The sequence below is a fragment of the Halorhabdus utahensis DSM 12940 genome, assembly GCF_000023945.1.
Taxonomy (GTDB): domain Archaea; phylum Halobacteriota; class Halobacteria; order Halobacteriales; family Haloarculaceae; genus Halorhabdus; species Halorhabdus utahensis.
On sequence record NC_013158.1, the window covers coordinates 2,684,930 to 2,708,017 of the forward strand.

Genomic DNA, 23,088 nt, shown 5'->3' on the forward strand with positions numbered 1-23,088 from the left:
AACTATATACATTGGAACACAGAACTGTTCAGCACGCCAACCATCCGCCGGGCAGGCACCCAGGCCGAGACATCGGATTCGTATCGGCTCAGGAGACAATATTTGCTCGGTCGGCACAGGGTCGGCGACTGGGCGATCGGCGTCATTGGCGTCGAGGCGCCCGGGGAGCGAACATGATTCACAGATTCACACGACGTTCACAGCGGCGATCCGGAGGCGCCGACAGCCGACGATGACCTTCCAGCGCGAACGGGTCGTGATGGTCGGTCGAGGTATCGAGAATCACGGACAACCACACGGGCAGTTTCCGTCGGTGGCCGACGGCAATCACCTGCGCTGGAGTTTCGATCCGGCGGTCGGATTCGCCGATCACGGGTATTACCTGTTCCGTCGCGAACACGTCGGCGACGAGATCGATCCGACGTCGGTCGAGGATTACGTCGAGGGTGGGGGTGCGACCACCACGACGTACTCGGTTTCGACGCCGAACGGGCCGATCACGTTCACCAGTGATCGGCCGCAGTCGTTCGTCTCCGGCGGTGGCCTCGCGGTCGACGTCGACCCCGGACCGGTCGAGGTCGAGTTCCCGGAGCCCGTTTTCGAGGTCGCCCTTGACATACGGGTGAGTGACACCACCGAAGTCCGGGCGGTCGCCGGCGACGTCACCGTCGACTCAGCCGTCCTCGAGACCACCGGGACGGCGAGGGTGTCGTTCGACCGGATCGAGTCGGTGGTCATCGAAGGCGGACGGGCGACACTCGTTGACGTCCTGTTCTATCCCGTCTCCGCCGGGTACGTGGCCGAATGGAAACCGGTTCCGGGGTTCAACGGGCCCGTGACGCTGCCGCTCCAGCACCCGGACTACCCCGCCACCGGTGGCACCGGCCAGGATCTATCGACGGCCAGAACGTGGGCTCGCGATCGCATCGCGTACGGCGATCCGGCCCATTACACGAAGCCACGGGAGACGCTGGACCGTGGCGCGGTCGACGTCCAGTCGGGCTCGGCAGTCGTCACGGGGGCCGGGACGGACTGGTCGACCGACCTGGCCGGCCGGACATTCCGTGTCGGCGGCGATGACACGGCCTACGTCGTCACTGAAGTCCGTCCGAGGGAGAACAGCCCCGACGAACTGTTGTTGAGTCGCCCCTACGAAGGGATCACGGCAACCGAACAGGACTACGAACTCGCCGACGATCGCTTCGGGCAACTCCACGACTATCTGGTGCATCTGGTCGACGAGGGTGATTCCGCCGGCGGCCAGCTCGGCCGGGCGCTCCCGATGCCGATCGAGGGGGCCGGTCGGGCGGAAGTCACCAACGACAAATCCGAGGTAGACGGGACGAACACGAACTGGCGCGAGGAGCTACGCGGGCTCTACGTACAGTTCGCCACCGAGTGGGATGGGACCGTCGAGGTCGCCACCGGTGATCGGACGGTCCGTCGCGAGCCCGGAAGCACGAGCGACCCGGCGTGGTCGGCGGACCTGGCGGGGAAGGCGATCCGCTTTGGCGACCAGCGCGCCGTCTACACCGTCGCCGCCACCGACACTGGCGATCCGAACACGCTCGAACTCGACCGGGCTTACGCCGGGCCGGACCGCTCCGGGTCGTCGTTTGCGATCTACGGGTCGGCCCGCTATCGGATCGAAGCTGTCCAGCCAGGCCCGGAGACACTCGAACTTGCGATGCCGTATCAAGGCTCGACGGGGACGACGAGGTACCTGATCACGGGCGCGTTCGGGCCGCAGGGTCAGGAGGCGACGGCACCCTGGCAGAGTCCGCTGGAACTGGCGCTGCTCGGCAGCGTCGACCCGGCAATCGCCCAGGCACTCGGGCTGTACTGGATCGACGAGGACGCCGACCCCGACACCAGTTACGATTACCTGCTGTTGGCTGACCACACCGGGCGCGTCGGTGAGCAACTCGAGCGATCGGAGACGATCAGTCCGGAGGTCCTCGAACTCCGGTACGACGACGCCGTCGACGGCTACGTCACGTTCGACGTCCAGCGCGGACAGGCACCCCCGCTCGACGCACCGACGGGAACCGAAGTCCACGGCCTCCCGCCGAGTCCACCCGACGCTCACCAGACACCCGACGGGACGCGCTACGGGACGAACACCGCCGGGATCGGCTGGGACGAGGGACCGACCGCTCAGGGGGCGCTGTTGCCGGACGATCCCGTCCAGTATCACCTCTGGCGATACGATTTCGACGGCGACAGTCAACCGCCGTCGGCTCCCCCGGCCGAGAAGTACGAGCCCCTGACTGCGCCGGCCGTCGCCGACGCGGATCGGGCGGACCCGGTGATGGTGAGTTCGGCGGATGTGGCCGACGTCGAGGGCTGGCCCGCCGACCCGATCCATACCGTCGATCGCGGGTTGCTGGACGGCTGGTACAGCTATCGCGTCAGCGGCGTGGACCTGTTCGGCCGGGCGAGTGAGCCGAGCGACCCCGCCGACTGGATCGAGGACGGCACCGTCGCCCACCAGTCGGCGATCGAACTGCTCGACGACCGTGCGCCGCCTGCGCCACGGCAGGTCGAGGCCGAGGTGCTCGACGTCGAGCAACCGGTCGCGGGGACCGGCGAGGCCCGCGTCCGCTGGATCTGGCCGGAGACGTACCAGGCACAGGCTCCCGACGCCACCGAGTTCCGGATCCAGTACTACCCGGGCCAACTCAACGAGCAGTTCGGCGAGATCACGGCCGTCACCCCGCAGTCCGGGGACGGCTACGCGGTCGAGACGGACATCCCGGCGCTGTCGCCGGCCGACGGCTACGTCGGTGCGACCCTGCAGATCGGCGACGCGAGCTACGAGATAGTCGAAAGCGATGCGGCGGGCGACGGCACCCTCACAGTCGAACTGTGGGATCACCGACCGGATCCGAAGCAGACCGTCGAAACGAGCGACGGGACGAAGGAGATCGTGATCGCCGACAGCCGGCCGGGTGCCGCAACCGACCACGAGAGCCCGACGACCTCCCTGGACGCCGCGATCAAACGAGATCCTCCCGACGTCGGAGCGTCCTGTACGGTGTCGATCCCGCCGGTCTACCGGGAGGGAACCGTGAACGTCACCGACGGCGACCTGATCGTCTGGGGAGTCAACACCGACTGGACGGGCGCGTTAGCCGGCCAGTCCTTTACGACGCCGGACGGGCGGGAGTACACGATTGCAAGCGTCCAGAGCAGGGACAAACTCGAACTCGAATCGCCATACGAGGTTCCGGGCGCTGATGAGGAGCGGACCCGCTTCGACTACGCCATCGAGCACCCGGTCAGAGTCGACTACAGCGATCCCGACGCGTGGGAGACGCCGACCGTACCCAGCGACTGGCGGTCGACCTATGCGACGGTCGATATCGGCGACTACGACGAGCAGATCGCCGCGAGCGACCAGGACAACCCCCTGGACATCGACTACCGGGCTTACGAGACGACCATCCCCATCCCGAAGGTGGGCGACCCGCCGACCGATCCCTTCGCCACGAGCGAGGCCGAACCGGTCACCTACGCCCACGTCGGCGTCAACACCGTCGACCGACGGGGCAACGCCGGGCAGGTGAGCGCGCCCGTGACACTGACGCGCGTCTTCGAGGAAGTGCCCGAGCCACCGGCCCAGCCCTCTTTCGAGAGTTCGATCGACTACGCCACGCCGCCCGATTACGACGGGGAGTCGAAGTACACCGTCCGGTTCGTCCATCCCGGCGACCATCGCCGCGTCCACGTCTATCGGGCGATGGACAAGGCGATCTTCCGGGCTGATTACAACCGCCGACAGGCGGGCGAGGCGACCCGGACGCTCGATCCAAATCAGACGGACTTGTTCCCGCCGTACCGTCGTGACAGCAGCACGCTCCCGCGCCGGGAGGAGATCCGGGACGCGATCCAGTCTCTGCATGACGCTGTCACGAGCGAGTCGAACTTCGAGGACGCCCTCGTCCACTATCGCGATCTGGAGCCGGACGTGCTCCAGACGCTCGCCGGACTCGACGGGACCGACGCCGCCTACACCCAGCGGACGATGGATGCGCTGGATCCCGACGACTATCCCAACCGCAAGGGCCCGGACTTCCAGGCGGGCGATCCGGGGCCGAACTACCAGCCCGGGCCGAACGCGCCGGATTCGGCCGTCGCGGGGGGCGACCTCTGTGCCTGGGTCGACAGCTTCGACGGGAAGTCCCGCCGGCGGTACTTCTACCGGACCGGGACGGTCAACGAGGCCGGGACACGGAGCGACGGATTGAGTTATCCGACGCGGCCGGTCCAGGCGGTCGATACCGTGCCGCCGACGCCGCCGCGGCTGTCGAAGATCACGGCGGGCCACGCCGATCCGAACGAGTCTGACCACGGGGCGATCACGCTTCGGTGGTCGCCGAGTCCGGAGCGTGACGTCGAGAAGTACACTGTCTACCGTGCCGCCGACCGGGACGACGCCGAGGATATCCGACTGATGCAGGCGGTAGGTACTGTGTCACATACCGACTCCGACGAGATCGTCTGGACGGACGAGGGGCCGCCCCTTCTCGAACGTGTGTTCTATCGGGTGGTCGCCGAAGACGACAACGGCAACCAGTCCGATCCGTCCGGCCTATCTTCGGCACGGGCCGTCGATCCCTCTCTGCCGAGTCCGCCAGCGCCGTCAGCGACCTGGACGGCCGACGGCAACGGCGGCCAGGAGATCGAGATCACGTGGTCGAGTGCCAACGAGACGCTACTACAGCGACGGCCTGCGTCCGGGGGCGGATGGAAACCGGTGACGAACTGGTTACCACCAGATTCCCACACCGTTTCTGACAGCAGCGTCGATCCGTCGGCCGGCTACGAGTATCGACTGCGCGCCCGCAAAGCGACCGGCGCCATCGGCGCGGGAACAGCAACCACCATTTCCAGCACCTGATTCCAATGCCCGACATTCAAACACTCAAATCGACGTACTTCGTACAGAGTGACGACGCCGATCCGCCGACGAAGCCCGAACCGACGACGTACGAGAACAGCGATCTCGTTCCGCTGATCGACGGTGACGAATACTTCAGCGATCTGGCCGGCGAACTGGCCGCCCTCGGCGACGGGCCGGATTCCGACCAACACTTCGTGTATTCGACTGGGTGGCAGTTCGACCTCAAGGGACTGGTGGAACTCGCGCCTGGTTCGGCCGGGATGAGCGGCAAGCCCGGCATGCGGACGGGGCCGTTCAAACTCACGGCCAGCGCCGATCCGTTGCTGGACCTACTCAAAACGAAGGCTCGTGCTGGCGTCGACGTCCGCCTCCTCGGAAACGTCTTCTGGGCGTTGATGGGGACGCCAGGCGGCTGGCTGGGTCGCCAGCTGTTCCCGAACCAGGCAGGGGCCTGGACCAGAGTCTCCGCGAGTACACTCCACTCGATCGCCGACCTCCGGGAGGAGTCAAAACTCTCGAACGACTGTTGTCTCAACACGCTGTCTCACACCGTCGGTTCCGCACACGCTAAACTCGTCGTACTCCGGAACAAAAACGGGTTCGTCGCCTACACTGGCGGGATCGACTTCGAAGGGAGTCGCCACGCCGCTCGCGACCACTCGGAGTCCGCCTGGCACGACATTCAGGTGAAGATCACGGGGCCTGCCGTCCAGAGCATCTACGACGTGTTTCGGGCGTTGTGGAACGAACAGGTCGACCGCGATTCGATGACGTTTTCGGTCGGCGATAATCGAGTCCCGTCTGTCCCTTCGGGGGCGGAAGACGTCCCCGGGAAGTCCCTGGCAGCGTCGAACGCGGGAACCCACCACGTGCAATCGCACATCACCATTCCACAATTCAATTACGAGACTGCCAGTTTCGCCCCGGAGGGCGAGTCGCTCTCGTTCGCACCTGCTGGCCGATTCGAAGTCGCCAATGCGTGGCAAACAGCCATCGAGGGGGCCGAGGAATACGTCTACATCGAGAACTACGAGTTCGGATCGCCGACGGTCATGTCCTGGCTGAATGGACGGCTCAAGGCCGAGTCCGATCTCAAGGTCATCCTCCTTTCGGGCACGCGTCCGCCAAGCGAGCCAGCATTGAGTGTCTGGAGCAAACGCGCGATCAAGCAGGAACTGCTCGACGGGTTGAACCAGGCCCAGAAGGACCGGATCGCGATTTTCGGACGCGAGGACGCTTACGTTCACTCCAAAACGCTGCTGATAGACGATTCCTGGGTGTGTATCGGGTCCCCGAACTGCTCGCCACGGAGCCTCTATACCGATATCGAGCATTGTGTGACTGCCCTGGACGAAGCCGGCACTCTCGTCCCGGCGTATCGCGCCGAATTGTGGGGCGAACACCTCGGAGTCTCCGAATCGCAACGACAGGCCGGATTCCCGCTGGAGCAGGCACTCCATGCGTTTGACAACAACTGGGGGTCTTCGGGACTCGGTGTGTCTTCCCCTCCGTTGAAGCGCTTTTCGGTCAGTTCGATCGATTCAGCGTCGACCGGCGTCACTGATTTCCAGGAGTACAAACACCGGACGCTGGACAAACCGGATTCCCGTGAGAACTGGGGGGTGTTCCCGGGATGAGTCCCGACACCGTCTACCGGCCGCTGGGTGAGTATTTCGAGCAAAGCTGGCCCGACGCGTTCCCGGAACTCCCCACTGATGGGGCGCTCGATGAGATCTACATCGAACCGCCCGGCCTGACGAGCGACGATGCCACAGCCCTCTCGAGCAGTCTGATGTTCGAGCAGGAACTGGCATTGTCCGTCCAGGGATTCGACGCCGTCGAACTGTTGTTGGCGCCGGGTGGACTGGGGACCGCCGTCGACTTCGAGATCCAGGTCGAGCCGGCGTTCGCGTTCCGGATCGTCGACGTGCCCGTCGCATTACGGCTGGACGACGACCTGTTGCAGCCTGTCAAACCAGTCTCCGGATCGGGCGGGAACGCCTTCGAGCCGGATCCGAACGCGGACGCGGTCGAGGTCACAATCGCCACCGCCACTGTCGAGATCGATGGAAGCGGCAACGTCGAACTGGACTTTGACTCCAGCATCTCGTTGCCGCCCTGCATGGTCGGTGACAGCGGGCTGGTGATCGAGGCAACCAACCTGGAGCTGTACCTCGGTAGTGGCTCACCAGCCGGCAAACCCGACGGCTGGCGTGGGGTCACATTACAGAGTGCCTCACTGTACTTGCCCGACCCGCTGTCACAGTCCGTCGGGACGATATCGATCAGTGACGCCGCCCTCGGTAACGGTGGGTTCTCCGGCACTGTCTCGACGACGTGGTCACCCGGCAAGCAGGTCGACCTCTTCGGGATGGACGCGACGCTGCAGTCGGTCTCGCTCACGTTCGTCCAGAACGCGCTCACGGAGTCGACCATCAAAGGGACGATGACGATCCCGTTCTTCGACGATCCGGTCGACATCGAGATCGGGATCGACCTCGATGGCGGACTCGGGGTGACCCTCGCCGGCAGCCAAGGGGCACTCCAGACGATCGAGAAGGAATACTTCACCCTGGAGCTGCATCGCATCGGCTTCGAAATCGGCGATGACACCTCGGCAGTGTTGCTCGGCGGCGTGATCGACCCCAAAACCGACCAGATGGACGCCGATCTCTCGATGCCGGGCGTCGATATCGAGGAGTTGCGTGTCGACTCGGAGGGCAACGTCGACATCGAGGGTGGCTGGATCGAACTGGGTGATCAGTACCAGGCGAAGGTCGCCGGCTTCGGCCTCGAAGTCACGAAGTTCGGCTTCGGCAAGACCGACGACGGCGGGAAATGGGTCGGCTTTAGCGGCGGCATCGACCTCATCAAGGGCATCTCCGCCGGTGCCTCGGTCAAAGGACTGCGTTTCGAGTGGGGAGGCGACCGCGATTCCATGGAAGTCTCCCTCGACGGTGTCGGCCTGGAGTTCGAGATCCCGGGCACGCTGAAGTTCAAGGGCGAGGTCTCCTGGGAGGGCCAGACCTTCCGGGGGGACATCGACCTCGAATTGATCGCCCTGGACATGACTATCGACGCCGAACTCGTCTTCGGGACCGTCACCAAGAACGGCTCGGAGTTCGAGTACATGGGCGTCTACCTCGACGCCCAGTTGCCCGCCGGCATCCCGCTGTGGGCGACCGGCCTCTCACTGTATGGCTTCCAGGGGCTGTTCGCCAGCCAGATGGAGCCCGACAAGACCGAGGGGGAGAAGTGGTACTCCGTCGAGGAGGGGGAGAGCTGGTATCACAACGCCGATCCGGCGGGCGTCGTCCCGCTTGGCGAGCAGTGGGAACCCACGGAAGGGTCGATGGGCTTCGGCGCGGGGACGACCATCTCGACAGCGCCCGACAGCGGGCTCTCGGTCGCGACGGACGTGTTGCTGGCCGTGGTCTTCCCCGGCCCGGTGATCATGGTCCAGGGTCGAGCCGACATGATGAAACCGGGCGCGGAAGTCCCGGACGATGCGCCCTTCCAGGCGCTTGCCGTCATCGACGGTCGAGCGGGCTCACTCACGCTCGGCATCGACGCCAAATACAAGGAGGGCGATCAGGGACAACTCCTTGACATCGCCGCTTCCGTCGAGGCCTTCTTCAGCTTCTCGGATCCCGGGGCGTGGTATCTCAACATCGGGAAGAAAGAGCCCCGCGACGCGCGGGTTCGCGCCTCGGCGCTGTCGGTGTTCACCGCCGAGTCGTACTTCATGTTGAACCCGAGTCGGGTCGCGACCGGCATCTGGTACGGCTACGACAAGTCCTGGAGCTTCGGGCCGCTGTCGCTCACGCTCGAAGCCTGGCTCGACGCCAACGCGGTCCTCAACTTCGAGCCGGCCCACTTCACCGGGAGTCTCCACCTCCACGGCAAGGCGGCGCTGAAAGCCTTCGGCGTCGGGATCGGGCTGACCGTCGATGCGAAGATCGCTGCGGAGGTGTTCGATCCGTTCCACCTCAAGGGCGAGTTCAGCGCCTCGCTGTCGACGCCGTGGTCGTTGCCCGATCCGTCGGCGACGGTCACACTGGAGTGGGGCCCGACGAAGGACCCGCCCTCGCTCCCCGAGGTGGTCGACGAGGCCGGAGTCGGCCACGAGAAACTCGCCTCGACGTGGTCGGCCACCCAGGCGGTCGGCCCGAAAACGGTCTCCTCGGCGGAGCCGACCAGTAAACCGAGCGACGGACCGGCGGCGGACGCGCCGGTCGTCCCCCAGGATCCGCGTCCGGAGGTGACCTTCGCGCGGCCGGTCCACGACGAGAGTTCGGTCACGGAGGATCCGAGCCCGCCCAACCCGGCCCGGGAGGTCATCGGCGATCCCGCGAAGAACGAGGGGCCGGTCGACGCGAGGTACGCGCTCACCCAGCTGCGCCTGCTGGAATACGATGGCAACAGCTGGTCGGCCGTTGAGGACGTCGGCGGCGACTGGGCACCCATGCCAGCACAGCCCAAACACGGACAGGGAAAGCAGGGTGCGGATCCTGACCTCGTCCAGACGAAGCTGCACCTCTTCGCCCGGACGCCCTTCGCGTACAGTCGTCACACCGGCGGCGCATGGGAGGACTCGCTGTCACAGTCGTTCCCGCAGTATCCCTGTGCGACCGACAAACAGTGCTGGGACTTCGACGACCGGTCGCTCGAGACGGACTTCGATCGTGAACGTGAGTACGTCAGGGAGTCCGATCGCACGTCGATAACCTACCGGAGCCACGACCAACCCTGGCCGCAGTTGACGGTCACCGAGTCCGGCAAAGTCCAGTCCCTGCAAACCCTCTCGGTGTCGATCGAGCCGGCACGCGGCGGCGGGGACGCGCTCGTCCTGGCCGAGGGCGATCGGCATCCGGACACTGAGGCCGAATACCCCTACGAATTCTACGTGTCCGTCCCGGGCTCGCCCCGGTCGGTGAGTCTCACCTTCCAGGGACCGAAATACGAGGTCGAGGGCGAGGTCGTGACCCTCGACGATCAGTCGCCGCTGAAAGAATCGTGGTCGGTCTCGGCCGGCAACGACGACCCGGTGGTGATCACCGCACCGGGCGACGGCAGCGTCGGCTTTCTCACCGTCCGCTTCCGGTTCCCCGGCGAGCCGAACATGGAGGGCAGACGCAAGCTGTCCCTGCTGGAGATCTGTGGCTCGGCGGTCGATCTGGCGAACCCGCCGACCGGGACCGATTCACGCGTCGAGCAAGCGCGCGATCGCCTGGAAGCCTTATCGGAGCGCGGCCAGGTTCTCGAACCCGACACCGACTACCGGCTGGAAGTGGTCACCGCCACTGACGCGGACGGCCGCGGGGACTTCGAGTACGACGAGACGACCTATCGTGCCCACTACTTCGACTTCCACACTGCCGGGCCGCCGGGACTGGAGACACCTGAAAAGCCCGGGGAACCGCCCGAGAGTGGGACGGAGGGCAAACAGTCCAGTGGTCTGGCGACGCTGGCCCGGTACGTCGATCAGACGACGCCGGCCACGATCCCTGCCGAGGGCGAGCGCCCGCCATTGCCCCGCCCGGTCTACCGCACCGACCCCATCGGCGCGGACTTCGACGTCGACTACGTCGATCAGCAGTACCGCATGGCGAAACGCGATCTCACGCTGCACCTCTACGACGACAACGATCGACCGGTTCGGGACGCCCGCGGCCGACTGGTCCTCGTCGACGACGAGTGGGGGTCGACGCCCGAACTGTTGCTTGACCGCGCCACAGCCCGGTGGCTCGCGACCGTGGGCGAGAGCCCGTGCCTCGACGACGACGGCATCCGGATCGAGGCGACGAAACGCCTCGAACGCGCCGCCGAGGAGCGCGTGCTCGAACCCGACGCGGTCCACGAAGCGCGTGTGAAGCCCCTCCTCTTCCGTGAGCGTTTCGATCAGGGGACCGACGCGTGGTCGGCCACCGGCGGCTCGTGGGGACTGGACGTCCACGACGGGTTCGACGGGGACAGCGGCACGCTCCAGGGCGATACGCTCGGCGTCTCCGGCGGCGTCGTCGGGAATCTCCGGGCGGGGTTGGACACGGTTACGATCGAAACCCAGAGCGGGACCGAAGGGTTCGGTATCGACGCACTTGACGCCGGCGACGACGAGATCACGCTCGACCGAACGCCGAGCGTGGCGGGTCCGGTCGAGTGGTCGGTCCCGGCGCGGTCGGTCGCCGTCCAGACCGGGTCGACCGGCGGCGAACGCTTCCGGCTCACCGATCCGCCGACGTTCGGTGGCGACCCGCCCACCGAGTGGACCGACTACCGGGTGGCGGCGACGGTTCGCGTCCGGAGCGGCGGCTCGGGCGCGGTCGGGATCACGGTCCGAGACACGGGCAGCGATCGGTACCGCTTCGAACTCGACACCGGCGGGACGCGACGGCTCGTCCGCGTCGAGAACGGGAGCGTCGCCGAAACCTGGGAGGCTTCGGGCGGCTGCGACCCCGGGAGAGACTACCGGGTCGCCGTCGAGGTGATCGGCGACGAGCTACAGGTCCTCGTCGACGACGAACGCCAGGCGTTCGACGAGGCGTCGGTCGTCACCGTGACCGATGCGGATGGGGCTGACAGCGGGACCGTCGGACTCTACGCGGATACACCGGACGCCCAGTTCGACGACATCCGGATCGACGACTTCCGGGCGGGTGCGCCGGTCGCCTACCGCTTTGCGTTCACGACGTCACTGTTCGCCGACGCTCGCCACCACCTCCAGAGCTTCGACGACGTCGTCTGGCCGGGATCCTACCCCGCGAGCGAACTGAGCGGCGTGACCAGCGTCGCCCTCGGCGACGACACGTCTTCCGGTGAGTTCCGGGACTTCCGGTCGGTCGCAACGGCGCTGTCCGCCGGCGAGGTCGATCGCATGGAGGTCACCCGACTCGACGACGACGGCACGAGCAAGGGCCTGTTCGTCAACTCGCCGGAACCGATCGACTGGGAGACGACGGCCATCGAGCTGGAACGTGGCCCGCGATTCGATCACCAATCCGAACCACCCGAGCAACTCAAACTGACCGATGCCGACCCCGGCGCGGCCGACGTGAGGGCACTGCTCCGGTCGGATGGCGACCTGCGTGACTACGTGATCGAGTCACGTCGGCCCGGCGCGGGCTTCGATCCGTGGCTGGTCGAGGACGGCCCGTCGCTCGATGCTGACCTCGACGAAGTCGGAACGGGAACCTGGGCGTTCGACGGCAGTGTCACGGGCCAGACCGGTGGGACGCTCTCCCTGCTTGGTGACGCCGGTGATTCGACCGTCGCCGAGGTCACTGTCAGTACCGGTGACGCGACGACTGGCTTGCGCTTTCGCCGCACAGCGGCCGACAGTCACTACCGGTTCGTCGGCGACAGTGACGGTCTCCAGTTGCTTCGAACCGACGGGAGCGAGACCGTCCTCTGGGAGGGCGGCCCGTCGCTCACTGCCGACACCGCCCGGACGCTCACGGTCGAACTCGTCGACGGACGGATCCGGGGGCGTGTCGACGGCGTCCCCTGTTTCGACGTCGCCGATCCCGGCCAGGGCGGTCTCGGCCGGACCGGCCCGACAGTTGCGGACGGCACTGCGACCGTCGAGACGTTCCGGACGGGAGAGGACGCCGTCGTGACGACGCTCGATCGACGCGAGTTCGAGACGTCAGGTCTCGGCGACTGGGACATCGTCGACGAACCGCCCTACACCACCCAGGAGTCCGACTGGCACGTGAGTAACGGTCGGCTTCGCCAGACGAGCAACATCTACGGGTTCGTCGGCGGCGACTACAACGCACCGGGGACCTACGCCGTCACCGGCGAGGAATGGGACGACTACCGGGTCACGGCCCGTCTCTCGGCGGGCGACAACGACGCGATCGGACTCATGTTCCGGTACCGCGACGACGGGAACTGCTACCGGTTCTCGATGGACAACCAGCGGAGTTACCGCCGGCTGATCGCCCGGATCGACGGCGAAGTGCGCCTTCTCTGGTCCGACGAAGGCACGGGCTATGAGTCCGGTCGGGAGTATCTGCTGACCGTCGAATGCGTCGGTGATCGCCTCCGTGGCTATCTCGACGGCGAGGAACTGTTCGACGTCCGCGACCGATCGCACGCGAGCGGCCAGGTTGGCTGTTATACCCGCGCCAACGAGGACGCCTCGTTCCACGACCTCCAGGTGACCGCGCCGGCGGACACCTGGCGGGAGTACCATCGCTTCGGCGAGCAACCCCCGATGCCGGCGGGGACGCGCGTCTCGATCGCCGACTCCCCGCCGTCCTGGGTCGGCGAGGCGCGCACCGACCATCACCAGCCCAGTTCGGGTCGGCCGTTGCCGACGGGACAGACAGTCCTGCGGGTCCGCGACCCAGACGGGGAGAGTACCCATGTCCGGGCGTTCCGTGACGCCACGTACACGGCAACGTCCGTCGACGTCCTGCGGAGCGAAGACGGGACCGGGCTGGTGTTGTACGATTCGAACGGCCTCGATCCGGGTGCGTATCGACTCACTCTCTCGCCGGATGGCTCGGACAGTCCACTGGACGGGCCAGTCAGCCTGGACCTGCCGTGGGTTCCCCGGTCGTAGGGGGACTCCGTCGGTCGTTCACTCGTTCCGTCCTTGGCGCAGCCGACCACGGACGCGCGGCTATCAAAACTACCATGTTTTACCGCATCGAGGGTACTGGTACGACGATGTGCCCCGTGACTGACGCACCCGACCGCGAATATACCGACGACTATCCCGAAAAGACGCTGTACATCCCCGGACCGACCGAGGTCCGTGAGGACGTTATCGAGGAGATGGCCCAGCCGATGTTCGGCCACCGGATGGATCGGATGACCGACCTCTACACCACGATCGTCGAGGACACCAAGGACTTCCTCGATACCGACAACGAGGTCATCATCCTGACGGGGTCGGGGACGGAATTCTGGGAGGCCTCGACGCTGAACCTCGTCGACGAGAAGATCCTCGTGCCGACCTGCGGGAGCTTCAGCGAACGCCACGCCAACGTCGCCGAGCGCCTGGGCAAGGACGTTGATCGCCTGGAGTACGAGTGGGGTGAGGCGATCAAGCCCGAAGACGTTCGCGAGGCCATCGAGGAAAGCGACAACGAATACGACGTCGTCGCTAGCGTGATGAACGAGTCCTCGACCGGCGTCCGCAACCCGATCGAGGAGATCGGCGACGTCGTCGCGGAGTACCCGGACACCTACTTCGTCGTCGACGCCGTGAGCGCGCTGGGGGGCGATTACGTCGACATCGACGAGCACAACATCGACGTGATCTTCACCTCGACCCAGAAGGCCTTCGCGATGCCGCCGGGGCTGGCGATCTGTGTCGTGAGTAGCGAGGCCTACGAGCGCGAGATCGAGAAAGACAGTGCCTCGTGGTACGGCGGGTTCCAGCGCTGCCTGGACTACTACGACCGGAAGGGCCAGACCCACTCGACGCCGGCCATCCCCATCATGTTGGCCTACCGCAAGCAGATGAAACACATGCTGGAGGAGGGCCATCACGCCAGGGACGAGCGCCACCGCGAGATGACCGAGTACGTCCACGAGTGGGCGCGCGAACACTTCGACCTGTTCGCCGAGGAAGGCTATCGCTCTCAGACGGTCTCCTGTATCGAGAACACGCAGGGCATCGACGTGGCAGCGACCATCGAGGAAGTCTCGGCGGAGTACGACATGGTGTTCTCGAACGGGTATGGCTCCCAACTCGGCGAGAAGACCTTCCGGATCGGGCACATGGGCGAACACGACCTCGAGAGCATCCGTGAGTTGACTGAAGCCATTGAGGACGTGGCCGGTCTGTGAGAATTGGCGGCAGTAATGTGAGCGAGTCGGACACAGTTGCACGGTGGGATTTGAGTTACTGTCCGTCGCTATTGTTTACCTCACATAAATGATGCGGTCGACGTCAGGTTTAATCCCAACTTAAGGGAAACTATTTGACTTAGGCCCCATTTCGTCTTCGTAATTCCAATGGCCAGGGACGAACTTCCAGACGGGGCACCGGGGAAATACGTCCCGTTCGGACAGCGGTCGTACTATCTTCCGGACGAACTGCCGCCAGCGGATGGAATCGAACTCAGCTCCGGGTTTCAGGAGACGCTTCAGGATGCGATCTACCAGCTGGGTCGTCTGGAGGGGATCAGTGAGGAAACGGACGCGAGCCCGATCGTCTACACGTCACTCGTGCGGCGCGAGGCGGTCGAATCGGTCCTCATCGAGGGGGCAGACATCGAACTCGAGGACCTCTTTCGGCCCGAGGACATCGACCACGGCGAGACGACCAAAGACATCCGCGAGGGTATCAACTACGAGACGGCCGTTCGGGAGGGGGCCACCCGCGTCTCCGAGACCGGGGAGATCACGGTCGACTTGCTCAACGACCTGCACGGGACGCTCATGGCGGGTGTTCGTGACGAGGGACATGACGCGGGTGCGTTTCGGACGGCCCCGGTCCACATTCCGCCGCCTGAGCCACACTTGACACCGTTCGTTCCACCTGCCGCCACGAAGGTGCCCCACCTCATGGACAACCTCGTGGCGTACATCCAGGACGGTGGTGCCTATCACGACCTCGTCGACCTGGGTCTTGTTCACTACCAGTTCGAGACGATCCACCCGTACGGCGACGGAAACGGCCGCCTGGGACGATTGTTGATCACACTCCAGCTCATCCAGCAGGGCTATCTGAGCGATCCGTACCTCTACCCGAGCGCGTATTTCAACGAGCACAAGATCGAGTACGTCAACCGAATGCGCGCGGTGAGCGAGGAAGGGGCCTGGGAGCCGTGGCTCCAGTTTTTCGTCGACGGTATCCGCCAGCAGGCGGCCGACGCAGTCGCCCGAACGGACGAGCTGCGCGAACTGCGCCGGGAGTACGAGATGCGCTACGGTCACGAGAAGGCCGCCCGGGATCGGCTGGCGATGCGGCTCTTCCAGTATCCATACGTCACGACGAAGGAAGTCCAGAAACTGCTCGACGTGTCCCACCAGACCGCCCGGAACGCGATCATGGCTCTGGAGAACGAGGGTGTTCTTCAGGAGACCACCGGGAAGGAGCGCTACCAGGAATTCAAGGCAGTGGACATCTTCGACATCCTGACCCGGTCGTTCGATGAATCGGCGTAAATCTCGATTTGAGTTAGCGTCGGTAGCATAAACGATTCCATATAAACCCATCGAGCGTGTGACAGTATAAATAAAAAATATCTCCCGGAATTTTGAGTTAGGATAGATCTTCGGGACGTAATCCAAGTGTGTTTGGGGGTGGTAGCATTTTCGGACAGTGCCCGAAGCGGTTCGCGTCCGGACCTCGTGGGTAGGTGACACGGAAATCTGCCGTGGTGTGATCCATTGGGCCCTTCGAACGGTAGCCTTATTCTCAGGCCGCCGCGAAGCGACGATATGACAGCGGTCGAGCCGCCGGACAACCCCTACGTCGAGAACCCACCGACGGACTTCGAGTCGGTCGATGCACTCGACGCCGAGTCCGCCCACGAGCAGGCCGAACAGTTGCGCGAGGCTATCAGATATCACGACCACCAGTATTACGTGGAAAACGACCCCGTCATCGGCGACCGGACCTACGACGCCCTGTTCGCCCGTCTGCAAGACCTCGAAGACGGCTTCGGCCTCGACCGCGAGAACAGCCCCACCCAGCGCGTCGGCGGCGAACCGCTGGACAAACTCGCATCCGTCGAGCACGTCGCGCCGATGCAGTCGATCGACCAGGGTGGCGAGGTGACGGAGGTCCGGGAGTTCGATGAGCGCGTTGCCCGCGGGATGGGCGACGCGGGCTTTGACCCCGACGAGCGGACCTACTTCTGTGAGCCGAAGTTCGACGGCCTCTCGGTCGAAATCGTCTACGAGGACGGCGTCTACCAGCGGGCGGCGACCCGCGGGGACGGCGAGGTCGGCGAGGACGTCACCGAGAACGTCCGAACGATCCCGAGCGTGCCGGGCCGACTGCGCGGCGACTATCCGGACACGCTGGCGGTCCGCGGGGAGGTCTACATCCCGACCGACGCGTTCCAGGCGTACAACCGCGAACGCATCGAGCGCGGCGACGACCCCTTCGCCAACCCCCGCAACGCGGCCGCGGGCACCCTCCGGCAACTCGATCCCTCGATCACCGCCGAGCGCCCCCTGGCGATCTTCTTCTTCGGCGTGCTGGACGCGAGCGTCGAGTTCGAACAGAACAGCGAGGTCTACGAACGCCTGCCGGAGTGGGGACTGCGGGTGACCGACCTCGCCGAGGAGGTCGACTCGATCGAGGACGCCATCGACTACCGCGACCGCTTGCTCGATGAACGGGACGACCTCCCCTTCGAGATCGACGGCGTCGTGATCAAGCTCAACGACCGGGCAGCCTGTGACGCGCTGGGATCGACCGCGCGCGCGCCACGGTGGGCCTTCGCCTACAAGTTCCCCGCCCGGACCGAACGGACGACGATCCGGGACGTCGTCGTCCAGGTCGGCCGGACCGGGCGGCTGACGCCCGTCGCGCTCATGGACCCAGTCGAGGTCGGCGGGGTGATGGTCTCGCGTGCCTCGCTGCACAATCCCGCCGAGATCGAGCGGCTGGGTGTCGACGTCGGCGACGAGGTGCGCGTCCAGCGGGCCGGCGACGTGATTCCGGAGGTTGCGGAGGTCCTCGATGCGGCGAGCGATGGGACCTTCGACTTCCCCGAATCCTGTCCCGTCTGTGACAGCCCGGTTGAGCGGGACGGCCCGCTGGCGTTTTGTACCGGCGGACTGGCCTGTCCCGCCCAGTTAGAGCGGGCGATCGTCCACTACGCCAGCCGCGCCGGCCTCGATATCGAGGGACTGGGTGAGGAACGCGTTCAGCAACTCCTCGATGCCGGACTGGTCGAAGAACTGGCAGACCTCTACGAACTCGGCCAGCTCGATCTCACCTCGCTGGAAGGCTGGGGTATGCAATCTGTCGCCAACCTCCAGGAGGAACTCGAAGCCAGTCGGGAACCCCCGCTCGATGACTTCCTCGCGGCGCTGAACGTCCCCTCCCTCGGTGCGGCGACAGCGACCGCACTGGCACGCGAGTTCGGGACGTTTGAGGCAGTGATGGACGCTGACCGCGAGCAGCTTCAGGCGGTCGACGATATCGGGCCGAAGGTGGCCGCGGAGATCCGGGAGTTCTTCGAGACCGAGCGCAACCGCGAGGCGATCGAGCGCTTACTGGACCACGTCGACCCACAGCCCTACGAGGTCGAGGGTGGCGACGAACTCGACGGGCTGACGTTCGTCTTCACCGGGACGCTTTCGAATTACACCCGAAGCGAGGCCCAGGAACTTGTCGAGGTCCACGGCGGATCGGCCACCAGTAGCGTCTCGGGCAACACCGACTACCTCGTGGTCGGCGAAAACCCGGGCCAGCGCAAACGCGACGACGCCGACGCCAACGACGTGCAGATTCTTGACGAGGACGAGTTCGAGGAACTGCTGGCCGGGCGTGGCGTTCTGGACTGATCCGGAAGAGCGGGGAACCGTCCGTATCCCGTCTCACTACCCACTCGGCGCGCGTTGTCACATCCCTCGCCCCTATGTCCGTCCAGCGCCAATAATACGTAATGAGTCTCGAATCGACGGGCACGCTCCACAAGGCCCCACGAACGGATGTTTCACAGAACCAGGGGAAGTTCCGCATCCACCTCAACTTTCCCGGGCGCAACCTCCCTGATCACGACGACCACGGGTACGGCCCGCTGGCGACCGTCGTCGAGTCGTTCATGGACCCGGATACGCTCATCTCGATGCACCAGCACCGCAACGAGGAGATCATCTCCTGGGTCCCTGCGGGCGTGATGCGCCACGACGACGGCGAGGGGAACAAGCTCGTGACCGATCCCGAGCACATGATGGTGATGAACGCCGGCAGCGGCTTCTGGCACGAGGAGCGCACGCTCGCCGACGACCCACCGCTGCGGATGCTCCAGATCTTCGTCCGCCCGCACAGCCTCGACCTCGAACCGGACATCCAGCACGAGCCCATTCCCGAACCCGTCGACAATGAATGGCGACACCTCTTCGGACCCGAGGAGTCCGAGGCCCCGCTTTCCGTCCGCAACGATGTCCACTTCTACGACACTCACCTCGAAGAGGGCGAGCGCATCGACCTACCGACGGAGCCTGAGTGGGACACGTACTTCTACGTCTTCGACGGGGCGGTTACCGCCGGGGACACTCACTTTGACAAAACCGAGAGCGGGCTGCTCGTCGACGGGAGCGAGACGACAGTCACCGCCGAGACTGAGGCGTTGCTTGTCGCGTTCACCATCGATCCTGACGCGCCGATCACCCGGCAGGGGACGATTGGCCGCTGAGCGGCCGATCGGTTCCGATCCGTCCCGTCGCGATGGCCCTACAGATCGGTCGTCTGGAACCGCCAGTACCCAGCGGCGAGCGGCAGGACGATCCACGCGAGCACGACGATCGCGGCGAAGACAGGCTCATGATACCAGGGGAGACTCTCGCCGACTTCGCCGGCCGCGAGCGGGAACGAACCAACGATCTCACTGACGACTGGCTGGGCGAGGTTTCGGAGCGCGGCGAACGGCGACAGTTGGACGAAGACGGCCGCCCACTCCGGCTGTGGCCCGCTCGGCATCGTGAGGCCGTTGAGCAGGTACCGAACGCCGCTGGGGATGACCGTCCACAGTTGCATGACGAACAGGAGGAAGACGCCGAAGGAGCCCCCGGCTGAGAGCGTCGTCGATCTGGTGAACGTCGAGATCCCGAGCGCGATCGCGGTGAACACCAGCGACAGGAGCCAGATCATCCCGAAGGCCCCGGCCAGCGCGACTGGATCGACAGGTGCACCCCGCACGCTCACCACGAGCGGCGCGAGGACGAACACCGCGACGAGGACGACCGTCATGACGGCCATCCGACCGACCAGACTCCCGAGGACGATCGTCCGTCGGGAGAAGGGCAGACTCAACAATACGGAGAGTTCGCCGGTCGCCCGCTTGCCGACGATGTCGGCCTGGCTGATCGTCAGTGCGACGATCGGGGCGAGAATAGCGAACACCGGAATCAGGACCATGGCCGTTTGGCCGGGGGAGACGAACTCGGGATTGTCGCCGACGATGTAGCCGATGCCGAGGGCGAACAGCGACAGAATCCCGAGCAGGTAGTACAGCTGTCGGTCCCGCCGGGCGTCGTCGAAGTCCTTGCGGGCGATCTGTAACCACCGCATCTCAGGCACCCCCCGTGTAGGCGGCGAAGAGATCCTCTAAGCTCGCCTCGCTGGTTTCGATGTTCTCGACGGTCGCGCCTGCCTGCTGACAGGCCTCCACGACGGCTGCCTTTGCCGGGTTCTCACACCCGGCGACGATGGAGTACCCGTCGACGCGGACGGACGTGACTCCCTCGATGGCACTGATCTCGTCGCCCAATCTGTCAGGCACGGTATCGAGCGTCACGGTCATCTCGCCGGTCGTGCCGGCCGCCTCCCGGAGGCCGTCGATGGAGTCGACGGCGACGAGGTTGCCGTAATCGAGAATGCCGACCCGATCACAGACCGCCTCGACCTGCTGGAGGATGTGACTCGAGAAGAACACGGTTGCGCCGCGTTCGGCTTCAGCCCGAACGATCTCGCGCATCTGTCGCGCGCCGTTCGGATCGAGGCCGGTCGTCGGTTCGTCGAGGATGAGCAGGTCGGGCTCTCCCACGAGGGCCATCCCGAGCATGAGCCGCTGGGTCATCCCCTTCGAGTAGCCGCTGGCGGGTCGATCGGCCGCGTGGTCGATGCCAACCCGCTCGACGATCCGCCCCGGATCGTCGTCGGCGTTCTTCGCTTCGACGGTGAATTCGACGTGCTGGCGGCCGGTCATCTCGCCGAGCGGACCGAACCGTTCGGGCAACACGCCGGTTCGTTCCCGGACGGCGACGGTCTCGTCCTGTGCGTCCATGTCGAGTACCTCCGCGTGACCGGCCGTCGGTCGGGCGTGATCGAGCAGAATATCGATCGTGGTGGACTTCCCCGCGCCGTTGGGGCCGAGAAAGCCGAACACCTCGCCGTCTTCGACGGTCAGGTCGACTGACTGGAGGGCGGTGACGTCACCGTACGTCTTGGTGACGTCAGTAAGGTCGATGGCGACCATGCCCGCCTGTTTTTATGGTGCCGTGATAATTCTTGTCGTTTCGACAGCGGGCCTACAGATCCGCCGTCGAGAACTGTCGGTAGCCGATCGCGAGCGGCACGACCAGCCAGAATGCGAGCATGACGACGCCGATTCGTGGCATTTGGTAGAATGTGACTGTTCTACCCGTCTTTGCTATTCATATAACCTGAATTCGGTTGCAGAATCCATTCTAACATTGATGTATTGCTCTGTCGAAGTACATTATTTATGGATATTTGTCTTGCGATTGGTCGCCATTAAGAACCAGATATACCTGATTCAAATAGTGGTTGCCACCAGTTGAATTCGGTGTCTACTGTCCCGTCGCGGGTTTCGCCTTGCTACCGAGACCCTACTTTCTAAGAGCGTATATCTATACCTCATTCAATCTATTCGTTTTACAAATATAAAATGTAGAATGGTAACTAGATTGATACGGTCAAGTTGAGGGATTGAGTAACAAGCAGGTCGTAGTGAGTGGTGATTATGAAACTCGCAGACCTGACAAAGAACACGCTTAGACGTGGAGAATCAAGACAATTAGGAGAACGAGCGTAGGCCAATACCCGGGGGTGTTTCGCCGTTTGACTTCACTCGATGGAGTTTTCGTTGCGGAAGTTGGGGCTGTCCTGGATTGGCTAGATGTCGAACGCTGTCATCAAGTGAACTGGTACGGGAAGGAGACGCTTGCCGAAGACCAGCGCGAACCACCGTGGCAGCGCCGTCGCGGGTCGCGGTCGATTAGAAACAAATCAAGATTATCGACGAAAAGAGTGGCTCTGCGCCGCCATCGACACCGAATCGACACTCTTGCTTGATGTAGACCTGATCATCCGCCGCGGGACTGACCTTGCGATGATATCATGTAAATATAACTAAGTATATGTTGTCCTATTAATATACTCGCTCCTCCGAAGAACGATCCGACAATTACGGGAAGTATTTTTCCACCAAGAATATATTCAGAAAACAAAATACCAACTAGAAATCCAATGAGAAAAAATACAGGATTTAGAAACCAGTGTTGACTTCGATGAAACAAGGGACTATCGGTTAAATAATCCATCATTGTATCTACCTTGTATTTATATAATTTGGAAATTATTCACTGATAAATCGGGGAGACATTTATATACCAGTCGATCATTCCCGGGAAACTATCAAAACTCCTGCAATCTTCATGAGAATACACATGCCCACTTGCACCACCAAATTTGACCAATGGCGCTCCTAAAAACCCAGTACTGTCCCACATCCCGAATGTAGTCTTATTCCCTCCAGAATTCACATCAATAAGAATAGATCCGAGCAGTGAACAAGCCGCACCCGCCAATGCGTTTAGTAAAGTACCAATTCCTGGAATTAGGGAACATATTGCCCCACCGACAGCTGATGCAGTATAATTCCCGAGGTCTTTTCCTGTAGTGAATGCAACTCCTGCTTCATACTGTGTCGTACCTAAATGGCTTCCAATTTTGCCACCCCATGGTTCGGAGTAACGAATTAGGTCGACAGATTTCGCATCCAACTCACTGATACTCCGCTCATGTCGACTGATCTCGTTCATCGCTTCCGGATTCATTTCTGCTACTTCCCCAATAGACGCAACCCCTTCAACATGATCAGCAATGATGAATTTGCCGTCTGGTTCCCTATTCTCCTTTAGAAGTGTTTTTTCTGAGGTTGCTTGAATGACCTCAAAATCACAACCTCCCTTATCGTTTATCGGCTTATTATTTGCTTTCTTCTGTATTCCAATATCGTTTGGCGTACCCTTCGCATTAGCCACACCAATTCCGGAACTTCCAACTAGCAATCCGATACCTCCTTTCTTAAGCAGATCTCTCCTCTGCATATCCAAATTACCATTCAATCTAATACCACATAAATTCTTCCATTCTGAAATACACTTTATATCTGCATATGTTCTATACACATTTGTGGATGGAAAATACCCTAATCCAGACTTTGTTTCTGACAGTAGTGCGAGAATATTTTACATGTTCGCAAATATTTGGCCCAAATCAAAATTTTGATATC

General features: G+C 63.5%; 10 protein-coding genes. 7 read left to right on the forward strand and 3 right to left on the reverse strand.

The genetic code is table 11. The features are described from left to right. The first annotated feature begins 232 nt into the window (after positions 1 to 232). The 7 genes from HUTA_RS12870 (at position 233) to HUTA_RS12900 (ending at position 19,245) form a co-directional block, all read left to right on the forward strand. Positions 233 to 4,903 (forward strand): hypothetical protein, encoded by a 4,671-nt coding sequence (locus tag HUTA_RS12870; RefSeq protein WP_015790347.1) that lies wholly within the window; start codon positions 233 to 235, stop codon positions 4,901 to 4,903. Between the two features lie 5 nt (positions 4,904 to 4,908). Beyond that, positions 4,909 to 6,543, forward strand: a complete 1,635-nt coding sequence (locus HUTA_RS12875) for a phospholipase D-like domain-containing protein (RefSeq protein ID WP_015790348.1) — start codon at positions 4,909 to 4,911, stop codon at positions 6,541 to 6,543. Further along, positions 6,540 to 13,475, forward strand: coding sequence for a hypothetical protein (locus HUTA_RS12880; RefSeq protein ID WP_015790349.1), 6,936 nt, complete (start codon positions 6,540 to 6,542; stop codon positions 13,473 to 13,475). Before HUTA_RS12875 ends, HUTA_RS12880 begins: the two co-directional genes overlap by 4 nt. Before the next feature lie 107 nt (positions 13,476 to 13,582). Then, complete coding sequence (locus tag HUTA_RS12885; protein ID WP_015790350.1) at positions 13,583 to 14,710, forward strand: pyridoxal-phosphate-dependent aminotransferase family protein; 1,128 nt, start codon at positions 13,583 to 13,585, stop codon at positions 14,708 to 14,710. A 168-nt stretch (positions 14,711 to 14,878) separates the two neighbouring features. Further along, entirely contained in the window at positions 14,879 to 16,033 is a 1,155-nt protein-coding gene (locus tag HUTA_RS12890) for a Fic family protein (protein ID WP_015790351.1), read from the forward strand. A gap of 276 nt (positions 16,034 to 16,309) precedes the next feature. Continuing rightward, the gene (gene ligA / locus HUTA_RS12895; RefSeq protein ID WP_015790352.1) at positions 16,310 to 18,391 is read left to right on the forward strand and encodes an NAD-dependent DNA ligase LigA; all 2,082 of its coding nucleotides are present in this window, start codon (positions 16,310 to 16,312) and stop codon (positions 18,389 to 18,391) included. A 101-nt stretch (positions 18,392 to 18,492) separates the two neighbouring features. Further along, on the forward strand, positions 18,493 to 19,245 hold the full coding sequence (locus tag HUTA_RS12900) for a pirin family protein (protein WP_015790353.1): 753 nt from the start codon (positions 18,493 to 18,495) through the stop codon (positions 19,243 to 19,245). A gap of 38 nt (positions 19,246 to 19,283) precedes the next feature. On the opposite strand, the gene HUTA_RS12905 is transcribed toward HUTA_RS12900, so the two are convergent. The 3 genes from HUTA_RS12905 to HUTA_RS15395 all read right to left on the reverse strand — a co-directional run bounded on the left by HUTA_RS12905 (position 19,284) and on the right by HUTA_RS15395 (position 22,903). Then, positions 19,284 to 20,120 carry an ABC transporter permease gene (locus tag HUTA_RS12905; protein WP_015790354.1) on the reverse strand — a complete coding sequence of 279 codons (837 nt, stop codon included), beginning with the start codon at positions 20,118 to 20,120 and terminating at the stop codon, positions 19,284 to 19,286. 1 nt (position 20,121) lies between these two features. Continuing rightward, entirely contained in the window at positions 20,122 to 21,027 is a 906-nt protein-coding gene (locus HUTA_RS12910) for an ABC transporter ATP-binding protein (RefSeq protein ID WP_015790355.1), read from the reverse strand. A 1,126-nt stretch (positions 21,028 to 22,153) separates the two neighbouring features. Then, positions 22,154 to 22,903, reverse strand: coding sequence for a hypothetical protein (locus tag HUTA_RS15395; protein ID WP_015790356.1), 750 nt, complete (start codon positions 22,901 to 22,903; stop codon positions 22,154 to 22,156). Between the last annotated feature and the right edge of the window lie 185 nt (positions 22,904 to 23,088).

What these genes read in the sequence shown, in the direction of transcription:
- HUTA_RS12870 (WP_015790347.1), top strand. Translation starts at nt 233, where the DNA reads ATGACCTTCCAGCGCGAACGGGTCGTGATGGTCGGTCGAGGTATCGAG.
- HUTA_RS12875 (WP_015790348.1), top strand. Translation starts at nt 4,909, where the DNA reads ATGCCCGACATTCAAACACTCAAATCGACGTACTTCGTACAGAGTGAC.
- HUTA_RS12880 (WP_015790349.1), top strand. Translation starts at nt 6,540, where the DNA reads ATGAGTCCCGACACCGTCTACCGGCCGCTGGGTGAGTATTTCGAGCAA.
- HUTA_RS12885 (WP_015790350.1), top strand. Translation starts at nt 13,583, where the DNA reads ATGTGCCCCGTGACTGACGCACCCGACCGCGAATATACCGACGACTAT.
- HUTA_RS12890 (WP_015790351.1), top strand. Translation starts at nt 14,879, where the DNA reads ATGGCCAGGGACGAACTTCCAGACGGGGCACCGGGGAAATACGTCCCG.
- ligA (WP_015790352.1), top strand. Translation starts at nt 16,310, where the DNA reads ATGACAGCGGTCGAGCCGCCGGACAACCCCTACGTCGAGAACCCACCG.
- HUTA_RS12900 (WP_015790353.1), top strand. Translation starts at nt 18,493, where the DNA reads ATGAGTCTCGAATCGACGGGCACGCTCCACAAGGCCCCACGAACGGAT.
- HUTA_RS12905 (WP_015790354.1), bottom strand. Translation starts at nt 20,120, where the DNA reads ATGCGGTGGTTACAGATCGCCCGCAAGGACTTCGACGACGCCCGGCGG.
- HUTA_RS12910 (WP_015790355.1), bottom strand. Translation starts at nt 21,027, where the DNA reads ATGGTCGCCATCGACCTTACTGACGTCACCAAGACGTACGGTGACGTC.
- HUTA_RS15395 (WP_015790356.1), bottom strand. Translation starts at nt 22,903, where the DNA reads ATGCAGAGGAGAGATCTGCTTAAGAAAGGAGGTATCGGATTGCTAGTT.